This window comes from Collimonas rhizosphaerae, from assembly GCF_038896935.1.
Classification (GTDB): domain Bacteria; phylum Pseudomonadota; class Gammaproteobacteria; order Burkholderiales; family Burkholderiaceae_D; genus Collimonas; species Collimonas rhizosphaerae.
In genome coordinates this window covers 269862-281801 of the sequence record NZ_JBANDC010000008.1, presented here as the reverse complement: position 1 = coordinate 281801, position 11940 = coordinate 269862, and the positions used below count along the sequence as shown (strand labels likewise).

The following is an 11940-nucleotide window of genomic DNA, read 5'->3' as shown; positions in this document are numbered from 1 at the left end:
AGGCGCAGGATCCGATTGGTCTGGCGCCCGCCGATGAGGCTTTGCAGGCTCTGGAGTACGTTGCTCATGCGTGTCCCTGTGGTTGCCCGGAATATTGTCTTACGGGAATAAATTAAGATCTAGATAATACCAAATATATAAGTAAAACAATCAACCAAATCCGGCCAGATCCGCCGCCTGGTTGCAAAAACCAGACGTTTGCCTATGGCTTGCGTATCCTTTAGCCGCGCTGCCAGTTGACCAGCACGATCCCGCTCAAGACCAGCGCAGCGCCGAATACAAACGGCAAGCCGATCGGATCGTCCAGCAGCAAGACGCCGAAACTGACCCCGAACAGGGGCGTCAGGAAGGAAAACACCGTCAGCCGCGAAGCCAGGTAACGGCGCAGCATCCAGAACCAGGCCAGGAAACTGCCGAAAGCGACGATCAGGGACTGGAACACCAGGCTGGTCCACATGATGCCGGTCAAGGGAGTGACTACTTCCGCCTGCCCCAAGACCAGCGCCAGCAGCGGCAGCGTCACTGCGGCCACCGCCAGCTGGTACCACAAGGTCATGCTGGGAGCGGCGTTGGTCAGCACGCTGCGCTTGATCATGATGGTGGTGGCGGCCCAAAATACGGCGGCCAGCACGCCCAGCGCATCGCCGACCAGGGTGCGGCTGAAACCGGCGCCGGCGTCAAAGCCGCCGGCGAACGCCACCGCGATCCCGGCAAATGCGGCGACCACGCCCAGCCATTGGGTCAGGCCGAAGCGCTCGCCCGGCACCAGCCAGTGCAAACCCAGCACGGTAAAAATCGGCGCGGTGTAAACGAATACCGACATGTGCGAGGCGGTGGTGTAGTTCAACCCGATGGAGACGCACAGGAATTCGCCGGCGAACAGCAGGCCGGTGGCCAGGCCCGGCCAGAAGGTGCCGTCGGTCAGCGAGAATTTGCTGCCGCGCCACCACATCAGGCCGCTCACCAGCACTGCCGCCACTGCCGAACGCAAGCCGTTTTGCAAGATCGGCGAGATGCTCGGCGCCGCCACCTTGATGGCAACTTGCTGCAGCCCCCAGCACAGGCACAGGATCAACATCAGGCTCATGGCCAAACCGTCCAGCGGTTTGCGAGTGGTGGGCATTTTTTCAGTCTTTCAGAAGCAGGGATGATGTGTCATAAATGTCATTTTACTCAGCGCCGATTTATCCCTATCATCGCTGTCATGAAGCTGTAACCGAGCAGTAAGAATCCGAACGCAGAATGCAAGGAGTATGCTTGAAAGTAGTCATTTTTGCATCGCCGGCGGCAAACCTGGCCGGAGCCTATCATTCATAAGCCAGTCCATGCGCCGAGCGCGCCCCGCCCTCGCAAGCTATTGCTGTTAAGCGTCTCCGCCGGCGCCGGCCACATGCGCGCCGCCGAAGCGCTCAAGGCCTACGCCGCCGCCGAATTCCCCGGTACCGAAGCAATCCACCTGGATGCGATGGATTTTGTGCCGGCCGGATTCCGTGCGGTATACACCGATTTTTACCTGCACCTGGTGAACCGCCATCCCGCGCTGTGGGGTTATGTCTACCAAAAGAGCGACAAGGCCCTGAGCAGCTCGCCGACCCAAAAACTGCGGCGCGCGATTGAACGCATCAGCACCCGCCCCTTGCGCACCGCGATCCGTGCCGCGGCGCCGGACGCCATCATCTGCACCCACTTCCTGCCGGCCGAATTGCTGGCGCGGGAAATCGGCAAGCAGCGCGTGGTTTGCCCGGTCTGGGTGCAGGTCACCGATTTCGATTTGCACAGCATGTGGCTGCAGCCGCTGATGCAGGGATATTTTGCCGCCACCGAAGAAATCGCCTACCGCATGCGGACGCGCGGACTGGCGGCCGATGCGGTGCACGTGACCGGGATCCCGATCATGCCGGGCTTCGGCCAGGCCCCGGAGCGCCGCCGCTGCGCACAGCAGTTCGGCCTCGACCCGGAGCGCAAGATCATCTTGATGATGTCCGGCGGCGCCGGCATCGGCGAGCTGGACAAGACCGTGCAACGGCTGCTGGCATTGCCCGACGATTTCCAGCTGGTGGCGCTGGCCGGCAAGAACGCCGTGCTGCTGGGCAACCTGCAGCAGCTGGCTGCGGCCCATCCTGGCCGCCTGTTTCCTTTCGGCTTCACCAACCACGTGGAGCAGCTGATGGCTTGCGCCGACCTGGCGATCACCAAGCCGGGCGGCCTGACCACTTCCGAATGCCTGGCGATGGGCGTGCCGATGATCATTCATTCACCGATCCCGGGCCAGGAAGAACGCAATGCCGACTACCTGCTGGAACAAGGCGCGGCGCTCAAGGCGATCGACCTGACTGCCCTGGCGTTCCGGGTCCAGCAGCTGCTGCAACAGCCGGAACAGCTGCAGCGCCTGCGGCAGCGCAGCCTGGTGCTGGGACGCCCGCACGCAGGCCGCGCCGTGCTGCAAACGGTGCTGAGCAAACTCGATTCTCCATTTCCGTTACCGACCACATGACCGCAACTACACCAGCAGCTTCACCGTACCGCCGCCTGTTCGGCATGTTGTTCTGGGCCGTGCTGACTGCCTTCTTTTTCGCCAATGTCGAAATCCAGATCGAGGGCGCCGCCGGCTGGGCCGCCGACCTGCCGACCTGGCGCATCGAGCATCACTGGCTGCTCGACATCTTCTGGGGCGGGCGCGCCATGACCGGCTACCACGCCTGGATCTTTCCCTTCATCGCCTTGATGTTCCATTACCCGGTCTGGTTCAACGGCAGCTGGGACTGGCGCAGCGAATGCCGCATCATCGCTTCCATCATGGTGTTCTGGATCAGCGAAGACTGGCTCTGGTTCGTGCTCAACCCGGCTTATGGCCTGGCGCGCTTCAATCCGGTCGACGTGCCGTGGCACAAGCACTGGCTGGGCGCGGTGCCGGCCGACTACTGGATTTATTCGATAGCGGCGATCGTGCTGCTGTGGCTGGCCGAGCGCAAGCCGCGCCCCGCCGGCGTCGCGCTCAGCCAAGGCTGAACCGATATGTGAATCTCTGGTTCTGTATAGGAGTAGAGATTCACATATGTATTGTAAAAACAACTGGAACTTGGTAAATTGCGGGCCCGTTCCAAGTTTGAAATGTTGTTAATGCTGATCAAAAAAAGTGCAAAAAACGCGCCTCTCGCCAAAAAAAACGCGTCTCTCTCGAAAAAAAACACGCCTCTCTCGAAAAAAAACACGCCTCTCTCGCAAAAAAAACCGCCTCTCCCGCCAGAAAACGGCTCGGATCCGCGTTTGCCGCGTTATCTGCAAGTCCGTGACGATCTGCTGCAAAGGATCGCTTTGCGTAGCTGGGCCGCTGATGAAGCGCTGCCGTCCGAGGACAAGCTGGCCGCTGAATATGGAATCGCAGTCGGCACCATGCGCAAGGTGCTGGACGCGCTGGTCACCGACGGCGTCGTCGATCGCGTGCGCGGACGCGGAACATTTGTCGCGCGCGCCGCCGAACGCTCCTCGATGCTGCGTTTCGTGCGGATGCACGGCAAGGCCAAGAACCGGCTGCCGACCGCCCGCATCCGCTCGATGACAACCGCCATTCCTCCCGCCGAAGTGGCAGGCAAACTCAAGCTCAAGCCGCGCGACAAAGCGCTGTATCTGCATCGCATCCGTTCTTTCGACGATGAAATCGTGCTGTCGGAACATATCTGGCTGCCGCTGGCACGCTTCAGGAAGCTGCAGAAATACCTGAAAAGCAACTCGCCGCCGTCCCTGTACCCAATTTATGAAACCGAATGCGATGTGCTGGTCTCGCGCGCCATCGACGACCTGACGGCAAAGCCGCTGAACCGCGCCAATGCCGCCGTATTCAAGCTGCAAACCAAAACCATGGCGATCTGCGTCGAGCGCCTGATGCTGGACCACGCCGGCGAGCCGGTCGAATGGCGCACTTCATTTGTGCCGGCTGAACGCTTCCAGTATTCCGCGGAAATACGCTGACAGCCTGGGCGGACAATGCCGTGCCGGTCTCGCTGGATGTCGATTCACGACGTATTCCGGCATTTCGTCGCATTCCGCTTCTCCCGCCTCTGCGGCGACCAGATAATCGCCGCAGATCACTCAACGGGAGCACAACATGTTTGCACAAATCATTTCACATACACCAACCTGGGTCTGGGCGCTGCTGGCGTTCCTGGTTTATCGCGGCGTCGTGGCCAGCGCCGACCGCGAAGTCACGCTGAAAAAAGTCTCCATCATCCCGCTGGTGATGCTGGCGCTGTCCTGGCAGGGAATTGCCGCCACCTTCGGCGTCACGCCGCTGACCGTCGGATGCTGGCTGGCCAGCGCGGGTATTGCAGCGGCGCTCAACTGGCAACTGTTCCGCAAAGACCGGATCGTGGCCTATCCCGAGCGCGGTGTGCTGTTCCAGCGCGGCAGCTGGCTGCCGCTGGCATTGATGATGGCGATTTTTGTGACCAAATATGCGGTTGCCGTATTGCTGGCGATACAGCCGCCGCTGGCTCACAACGCCGTGTTCGCAGCAGCGATATGCGCACTCTATGGCGTGTTCAACGGCATGTTCATCGGCCGCCTGCTGCGCATCGTCGCCTTGTACCGCAATGCGCAGCCTGCCGGCGAGGCATATAGCGGACCATTGAATAACTGACAGGCAAAAAAAAGCCGGCCGGTTGCCCGGTCGGCAAAAAACATCCCCCATAGGACGCTTGCTCAATCAAGCCGCGGCTAGCAGCAGCGCCCGACCCGGCCATTGCCCCCATAACGGGCTTCCTGGCGCTCCTTGAAAAACTCTTCATAACTCATCATCGGCTCGCCGGGATGCGTGTTTTCCATGTGTGTCACGTAGGTGCCGTACTCAGGCAAACCCACCATCAGGCGCATGGTCTGCCCGAGATAGCGTCCGGCTTTCGACAGTTCTTCCAGCATGGCCGACCTTTCAGGCTGAGGGCAAGGCGCTGGCAGGCAGCGCTTCAAACGGCGTTTCGCTGGTGCTCGGCTTGTTGGCGGCGCGTGCCGCCAGCACGGTCTTGATGCCGAAACCGAGGATGCTCAGCAGCACCAGGATGAAGAACGCCGCCAGCCCTGCATCGAGGTAGTCGTTGAAGATGATCTGCTGCATCTGCGCGGCCGACTTGGCCGGCGCCAGCAGTTTTCCGTCCGCCAACGCGGCCTGGTATTTGCTGGCGTGGGTCAGGAAGCCGACGCGCGGATTGGCGTCGAATATTTTCTGCCAGCCGGCGGTCAGGGTGCAGACCAGGATCCAGACGGTCGGCACGATGGTGACCCAGGCAAAGCGGTCGCGTTTCATCTTGAACAGTACGCAAGTCGCCAGGATCAGCGCAATCCCCGCCAGCATCTGGTTGGAGATGCCGAACAGCGGCCACAGGGTATTGATGCCGCCCAGCGGATCGACCACGCCCTGGTACAGGAAATAACCCCAGCCGGCGACGCACAGGGCCGTCGCGATCAGGCTGGCCGGCAGAGAATCGATCTTGCGCATGGAGGGCACGAAGGTGCCGAGCAGGTCTTGCAGCATGAAACGGCCGGCGCGGGTCCCGGCGTCGACCGCGGTCAGGATGAACAGCGCTTCGAACAGGATCGCGAAGTGGTACCAGAACGCCATCATCACTTTGCCGCCGCCTATGCTCGACAAGATGTGCGCCATGCCGACCGCCAGCGTCGGTGCGCCGCCGGCGCGGGAAATGATGCTGTGCTCGCCGACGTCTTTCGCCACCTGCGCCAGCATTTCAGGCGTTACGTAAAAACCCCATTGCGAGACGGCCTGCGCGGCGCTGTCCACGGTAGTGCCTATCAAGGCCGCCGGGCTGTTCATCGCAAAGTACACGCCCGGCTCGATGCAGGAGGCTGCGATCAGCGCCATGATGGCGACAAACGATTCCATCAGCATCGCGCCGTAGCCGATGAAGCGCGCATGGCGTTCATTCTCCAGCAGTTTCGGCGTGGTGCCGGAAGCGATCAAGGCATGGAAGCCGGAGACCGCGCCGCAGGCGATGGTGATGAACAGGAACGGGAACAGGCTGCCCGACCAGACCGGGCCGGAGCCGTCCATGAACTGCGTGAAGGCAGGCATTTTCAGTTCAGGCGCCACGAATACGATGCCCAGCGCCAGGCCGACGATGGTGCCGATCTTGAGGAAGGTCGAGAGATAGTCGCGCGGCGCCAGCAGCAGCCAGACCGGCAGCACCGAAGCGATGAAACCGTAGCCGATCAGCATCCAGGTCAGTTCCTTGCCGGTGAAGGTGAACATGGCGCCCAGCACCGGATGTTCCTGCACATACTGGCCGCCGACGATCGCCAGCATCAGCAGCACAAAGCCGATCAGCGAAATCTCGCCGATGCGGCCCGGCCGCAGGTAGCGGGTATAGACGCCCATGAACAGCGCGATCGGGATCGTCACCGCTACAGTGAACGTGCCCCAGGGCGATTCCGCCAGCGCCTTGACCACGATCAGCGCCAGCACCGCCAGGATGATGACCATGATCATGAAGGTGCCGAACAGGGCGATCACGCCGGGCACCGGGCCCAGCTCGGACTTGATCAGGTCGCCGAGCGAACGGCCGTCGCGGCGGGTCGAGATGAACAGCACCATCAAGTCCTGCACCGCGCCGGCAAACACCACGCCGGCCAGGATCCACAGCATGCCCGGCAGGTAGCCCATCTGCGCCGCCAGCACCGGCCCCACCAGCGGCCCGGCGCCGGCAATCGCCGCAAAGTGATGGCCGAACAGGACATTCTTGTTGGTCGGCACATAATCCAGCCCGTCGTTGTACTTGTAGGCGGGCGTCATGCGGGTGGCGTCCAGGCCCAGCACCTTGTCGGAAATGTAGAGGCTGTAGAAACGGTAGGCGATCAGGTAGACGCAGACTGCGGCAATCACGATCCAGATGGCGCTGATGGATTCGCCGCGCTGCAGGCCGATGTAGCCAAACGCGAATGCACCGAGCAGGGCCAGCGCAAGCCAGCCCATCTTTGAATATAGACGATTCATTGTTCTCCTCCCAGGCGGGAATGAATATGGTGGAATATTGTTTTTATTGGATAGCGGCCGGCACTCGCCGAGCAACCAGGCCGCGGCCAAAGTATTTGGCATATGGGGCGGGAGGACAAGCGAGGAACTACGCACTGCGCTTGCGTAGTACTACGTAGGCGGGAATGGCGGCAGCGCAGCCGCAGCAGAGGTTTTTGATGGAATCGGCGGTGATTCCGAGTAAAGTAGCGCCATGAAATTACGGCAAAAAATCATCTTCCTGGCCATCGTCCCGCTGATCCTGGCGCTGTGCGCGATCGCGCTGGCGGTGCGGCACCAGGCGGTTGCGCTCGGCCAGCAGCAGCGCGCCACCATCCAGGCCGCCTACCTGGCCAGCAAGGAAGCCGAGCTCAAGCATTACGTGGAACTGGCCACCTGGTCGATCGCCCATCTGTACGATTCCGGCCGCAAGGACCAGGCAGCGCTGGACGAGGCCATGGCCATCCTGTCCAAGCTGTCTTATGGCGACGACGGTTATTTCTTCATCTACGACATGCAGGGCAAGAGCCTGATGCATCCGCGCCAGCCGGAACTGGTCGGGCGCGACCTGTGGGACATGAAGGACGCCGACGGCAACCTCACCATCCAGCACCTGATCGAGCGCGCCCGCAGCGGCGGCGGCTTTGAGCGTTACCAGTGGGAAAAACCGTCCAGCCACCATGTCGCCAGCAAGCTCGGCTACGTCGTGGCATTGCCTAACTGGGGCTGGATGCTGGGCACCGGCATTTATATGGATGACGTCGACGCCGCGCTCAGCAAGATCGATACCCAGGTTTCCGGCAATATCCGCAACACCATGTGGTGGATTGCCGGCATCGCGATCCTGAGCGCGCTGGTGGTGGGGGTGTCGGGGCTGGTGCTGAACATCAGCGAACACCGGGTGGCCGACGCCAAGCTGAAAGTGCTGGCGCAGCGCGTGGTGCGTTCGCAGGAAGAAGAGCGCGCCAGGCTGTCGCGCGACCTGCACGACGGCATCAGCCAGTGGCTGGTATCGATCAAGCTGCAGATCGAAGCCGGCATCGCCAAGCTCGACAACGGCCCGCAGCAGTCGGCCGCAGCACGCGCCACGTTCGAGCGCAGCGCCGGCCAGCTGAACGACGTGCTGGCCGAAGTGCGCCGCATTTCGCACGACCTGCGGCCGGCGATCCTGGACGATCTCGGCCTGGCGGCAGCGCTCAGCCACCTGGCCCGCGAATGGCTGGAACACGCCGGCATCCCCATCGATTTCCAGCACAGCGGCAACACCGACGGCATGCCGGCGGTGGCCAATACGGTGTTGTTCCGCATCGCCCAGGAAGCCTTGGCCAACATCGCCCGCCATTCGCAGGCAACGCAGATCAAGGTGCTGCTGCAAGGCGATGCGCAAGCAGTTACCCTGACCGTGCAAGACAACGGCGTCGGCTTCGATGTCGACCAGATCGACGGCAATCCGAAACACGGCATCGGCCTGCGCAACATGGTCGAGCGGCTGGAAGCCGTCGGCGGCCGGCTCAAGGTCAACTCATCTGCGGCCGGCACCACGGTGCTGGCGACCATTCCGCATCCACACTATTCCTATGCCTGAAATCACTACCAAGATCATGCTGGTCGACGACCATCCGCTGGTGCGCGACGGCTTGCGCGCGCGGCTCGAGGCCGTGCCGGGTTTCGCCATCGTGGCGGAAGCCGGCAGCGCCGACGAAGCCCTGCAGCGCGCCGGAGAACAGGCGATCGACCTGGTCCTGATGGATATCAACCTGCGCGGCAGCAGCAACGGCATCGACCTCACCGCGCGGTTTCATGTCAGTTTCCCGGAAATCGCGGTGCTGATCCTGAGCATGCATGACAAGACCGAATACCTGATGCAGTCGGTGCAGGCCGGCGCCCGCGGTTATGTGCTGAAAGACGCGCCCGGCAAGGATATCGTGCATGCGATAGAAACCGTGATTTCCGGCGGCATGTATTACAGCGCGGCGCTGGCCCAGAAACTGGCGCGGCCGATGACGCCGGGGCAGCTGCTGACGGCGCGCGAACGCCAGGTGCTGCAGCATATCGCCAACGGCGAATCGAACAAGCAGATTGCGCGCGAGCTCGACCTGAGCGTGCGCACGGTGGAAACCCACAGGCTGAACATCAAGCGCAAGCTGGATATCGAAGGCCAGGCGGAACTGATCAAGTTTGCAGTGGAAAACAATTTCCGCTGAAGCTGCCGTGGCGGCCGGCGATTGTTACCCCAGCTTGCCTTCGGCGGCCAGTTCGCGGATCACGCGGATGGTGTCGATATCGGCTTCTTCATAGGCGGAGCGCCGGAATTCGTCGTAAAACTCTTGCTCGGCCTGCGCCGCCGGCTGCCGCTCGACCGCATCGTCTTCATACTCGAAGCGCACGAACAGCATTTCCTGTTCCGGTTCTTCAATCGTCATGATCAGGCTGGAGCCGGCGATATCTTGCTGTTTCGGCACCTGGTAGCGCACCTGCAGCAGCGGCAGGTAGCTGACCACGTCCTTGACGATCACTTTGCCGTAACGCAATTCACGCGCTACCGACTGCACCGATTTATCCGACAGGCGGCAATCGTCCAGATGCTCAACGAACAACATCGGCTGCTCGGCCCGCATCACCAGCCCGCGCCACAGCTGCTCGCGCGTCAGGGTATCGATCAGCGGGTTGAGAGGATCGTTGATTTCGATCAGGTGACTGAATTTCATGGCATGTCCGGCAAGATGGTTAATGACGGATTGTCCCATATTCGACGCCGGAACTGGGGCAGGACGACAAGCAGGCTCCGAGGCCTCGCACACTGTTAAAATACAGCGCTTTGCTCCTTCCTGTCAGCCGCTGATGTCGTCTACTCCCAATTTCGGTCTCAATGCTCCCCAACGGGAAGCCGTCAAGTACCTGGACGGCCCCTGCCTGGTGCTGGCCGGCGCGGGTTCGGGCAAGACGCGCGTGATCACGCAGAAGATCCAGCACCTGATCGAGGATTGCGGCTACGACGCCAGGCATATCGCGGCGCTCACCTTTACCAACAAGGCGGCGACCGAAATGCAAGAGCGTATCGCCAAGCTGCTGAAGGATCCGAAACAGGCCAAGCACATCACTGTCAGCACCTTCCACTCGCTGGGGGTCAAGATCCTGCGGCAGGAAGCGCGCGAGCTGGGCTTGAAAGACCGCTTCTCCATCATGGACAGCGACGATTGCTTTTCTATCGTGCAAGACCTGGCGATCACCACCGATAAACAGCTGGTGCGCCGCATCCAGAACGCCATGTCGCTGTGGAAGAACGGCCTGGTCGATCCCGAAGAGGCCATCAAGCAGGCGGTCACCGAAGATGAAGCGCAAGCGGCGCGCATCTACCGCAGCTATGTGGCGACGCTGGCGGCCTACCAGGCCGTCGATTTCGATGACCTGATCCGGCTGCCGGTGGAGCTGTTCCGCAGCAACGAGGCGGTGCGCGACAAATGGCAGCGCCGCCTGCGCTACCTGCTGGTCGATGAATACCAGGACACCAATACCTGCCAGTACGAACTGGTCAAGCTGCTGGTCACCGGGCTCGGCAAGAAGCCGATGTTCACCGCGGTGGGCGACGACGACCAAGCGATCTATGCCTGGCGCGGCGCCACCATCGAGAACCTGAAAACCCTGCAGGTCGATTTTCCCGACCTGAAAGTGATCAAGCTGGAACAGAATTACCGCTCTTCCACGCGCATCCTGCAAGCCGCCAACGCGGTGATCGGCAACAATCCCAAGCTGTTCGACAAAAAACTGTGGTCGGAACACGGCCTGGGCGATCCGATCAAGGTGATGGGCATGGAGGACGACGAAAAGGAAGCGGAGCAGGTGGCGATCATGCTGTCGGCGCACCGTTTCGAGCGGCGCGCCAAGTTTTCCGACTACGCCATCTTGTATCGCGGCAACCACCAGGCGCGGACCTTTGAAAAAGCCCTGCGGCGCGAACGCATCCCGTACACCATGTCGGGCGGCCAGAGCTTTTTCGACCGCGCCGAAATCAAGGACATCATCAGTTACCTGCGCCTGATCGCCAACGAAGACGACGATCCGGCCTTCATCCGCGCCATCACCACGCCCAAGCGCGGCGTCGGCCAGGCCACGCTGGAAGTGCTGGGCACCGTAGCCGGCCAGTGGCAATGCTCACTGTTCGAAGCGGTGTTCAAGGGCGGCATCGAAGCCAAGCTGACCGACCGCCAGCTGTATCCGCTGCGCGAGTTCTGCCATTTCATCAACCAGCTGGAAGCACGCGCCAGCCGCGTCGGCCCGGCCGGCAGCGGCGAAAATGCAGCCGCCGTGCTGGACGACATGATGAAGGAAATCAATTACGAGCATTACCTGTATGACAGCTTCGACGACCGCGCGGCGCAAGGCAAGTGGCAGAACGTGCTGGACTTCACCAACTGGCTCAAGGAAAAGGGCACTGGCGGCAAGGACGGCGCCGGCGACGAGCGCAACCTGCTGGAACTGACGCAGATGGTGGCGCTGATGTCGATGCTGGAAGGCCGCGACGAGGAGCCGGATGCGGTGCGCATGTCGACCTTGCACGCTTCCAAGGGGCTGGAGTATCCGCATGTGTTCCTGATCGGCGTCGAGGAGGGCATCTTGCCGCACAAGGGCGATCCCGACGCCCCGGCCGAGACCATCGCCGCCCGCATCGAGGAAGAGCGGCGCCTGATGTATGTCGGCATCACGCGCGCCCAGCGCAGCCTGCACGTGAGCTGGTGCAAGAAACGCAAGCGCGCCGGCGAATCGGTGGTTTGCGAAATATCGCGCTTCGTCAAGGAAATGAAGCTGGACGAAGGCGACGCCATGCCGACCGAAGCGGAACAGATCACGCCGCAAAACCGCCTGGCCAGTTTGAAGGCTTTGTTGCAGAAGCCACGCGCCGCGTGAGAAGATAGATGTTAGAGTAA

11 protein-coding genes are annotated in these 11940 nt (G+C 61.6%); 7 read left to right on the top strand and 4 right to left on the bottom strand.

The window, feature by feature from the left end; all coding sequences use genetic code 11:
* Positions 1 to 220: 220 nt before the first annotated feature.
* Entirely contained in the window at positions 221 to 1123 is a 903-nt protein-coding gene (locus tag V8G57_RS13955) for an EamA family transporter (protein WP_144742490.1), read from the bottom strand.
* Between the two features lie 267 nt (positions 1124 to 1390).
* Between V8G57_RS13955 and V8G57_RS13950 the strand changes: the two genes are divergently transcribed.
* From V8G57_RS13950 to V8G57_RS13935, 4 genes are all read left to right on the top strand, one after another.
* Positions 1391 to 2494 (top strand): MGDG synthase family glycosyltransferase, encoded by a 1104-nt coding sequence (locus V8G57_RS13950; protein WP_342829908.1) that lies wholly within the window; start codon positions 1391 to 1393, stop codon positions 2492 to 2494.
* Entirely contained in the window at positions 2491 to 3009 is a 519-nt protein-coding gene (locus tag V8G57_RS13945; protein ID WP_342829903.1) for a hypothetical protein, read from the top strand. The genes V8G57_RS13950 and V8G57_RS13945 overlap by 4 nt, the downstream gene beginning before the upstream one ends.
* A gap of 258 nt (positions 3010 to 3267) precedes the next feature.
* The gene (locus tag V8G57_RS13940; protein ID WP_254785004.1) at positions 3268 to 3969 is read left to right on the top strand and encodes a GntR family transcriptional regulator; all 702 of its coding nucleotides are present in this window, start codon (positions 3268 to 3270) and stop codon (positions 3967 to 3969) included.
* Positions 3970 to 4105: 136 nt separating this feature from the next.
* Positions 4106 to 4636 carry a DUF6622 family protein gene (locus V8G57_RS13935; protein ID WP_092395715.1) on the top strand — a complete coding sequence of 177 codons (531 nt, stop codon included), beginning with the start codon at positions 4106 to 4108 and terminating at the stop codon, positions 4634 to 4636.
* 77 nt (positions 4637 to 4713) lie between these two features.
* Here V8G57_RS13935 and V8G57_RS13930 read toward each other — a convergent pair whose 3' ends face one another.
* Positions 4714 to 4914: a YbdD/YjiX family protein gene (locus V8G57_RS13930; protein WP_041742732.1), complete on the bottom strand. Its 201-nt coding sequence runs from the start codon at positions 4912 to 4914 to the stop codon at positions 4714 to 4716.
* 10 nt (positions 4915 to 4924) lie between these two features.
* Entirely contained in the window at positions 4925 to 6997 is a 2073-nt protein-coding gene (locus V8G57_RS13925; protein ID WP_342829902.1) for a carbon starvation CstA family protein, read from the bottom strand.
* A gap of 232 nt (positions 6998 to 7229) precedes the next feature.
* On the opposite strand from V8G57_RS13925, the gene V8G57_RS13920 reads away from it, so the two are divergent.
* A complete protein-coding gene (locus V8G57_RS13920; RefSeq protein ID WP_342829901.1) occupies positions 7230 to 8600 on the top strand; it encodes a cache domain-containing protein in 1371 nt (456 codons plus the stop codon).
* Positions 8593 to 9219 carry a response regulator gene (locus V8G57_RS13915; protein ID WP_342829900.1) on the top strand — a complete coding sequence of 209 codons (627 nt, stop codon included), beginning with the start codon at positions 8593 to 8595 and terminating at the stop codon, positions 9217 to 9219. The genes V8G57_RS13920 and V8G57_RS13915 overlap by 8 nt, the downstream gene beginning before the upstream one ends.
* A 24-nt stretch (positions 9220 to 9243) precedes the next feature.
* Here the strand turns inward: V8G57_RS13915 and V8G57_RS13910 are convergent, their stop codons facing one another.
* The gene (locus V8G57_RS13910; protein ID WP_342829899.1) at positions 9244 to 9723 is read right to left on the bottom strand and encodes an SRPBCC family protein; all 480 of its coding nucleotides are present in this window, start codon (positions 9721 to 9723) and stop codon (positions 9244 to 9246) included.
* Positions 9724 to 9856: 133 nt separating this feature from the next.
* Here V8G57_RS13910 and V8G57_RS13905 point away from each other — a divergent pair, with 133 nt between their 5' ends.
* Entirely contained in the window at positions 9857 to 11920 is a 2064-nt protein-coding gene (locus V8G57_RS13905) for a UvrD-helicase domain-containing protein (RefSeq protein WP_342829898.1), read from the top strand.
* Positions 11921 to 11940 lie beyond the last annotated feature (20 nt).

Coding starts and splice junctions, on each gene's coding strand:
- V8G57_RS13955 (WP_144742490.1), bottom strand. CDS start 1,123: ATGCCCACCACTCGCAAACCGCTGGACGGTTTGGCCATGAGCCTGATG.
- V8G57_RS13950 (WP_342829908.1), top strand. CDS start 1,391: ATGCGCGCCGCCGAAGCGCTCAAGGCCTACGCCGCCGCCGAATTCCCC.
- V8G57_RS13945 (WP_342829903.1), top strand. CDS start 2,491: ATGACCGCAACTACACCAGCAGCTTCACCGTACCGCCGCCTGTTCGGC.
- V8G57_RS13935 (WP_092395715.1), top strand. CDS start 4,106: ATGTTTGCACAAATCATTTCACATACACCAACCTGGGTCTGGGCGCTG.
- V8G57_RS13930 (WP_041742732.1), bottom strand. CDS start 4,914: ATGCTGGAAGAACTGTCGAAAGCCGGACGCTATCTCGGGCAGACCATG.
- V8G57_RS13925 (WP_342829902.1), bottom strand. CDS start 6,997: ATGAATCGTCTATATTCAAAGATGGGCTGGCTTGCGCTGGCCCTGCTC.
- V8G57_RS13920 (WP_342829901.1), top strand. CDS start 7,230: ATGAAATTACGGCAAAAAATCATCTTCCTGGCCATCGTCCCGCTGATC.
- V8G57_RS13915 (WP_342829900.1), top strand. CDS start 8,593: ATGCCTGAAATCACTACCAAGATCATGCTGGTCGACGACCATCCGCTG.
- V8G57_RS13910 (WP_342829899.1), bottom strand. CDS start 9,723: ATGAAATTCAGTCACCTGATCGAAATCAACGATCCTCTCAACCCGCTG.
- V8G57_RS13905 (WP_342829898.1), top strand. CDS start 9,857: ATGTCGTCTACTCCCAATTTCGGTCTCAATGCTCCCCAACGGGAAGCC.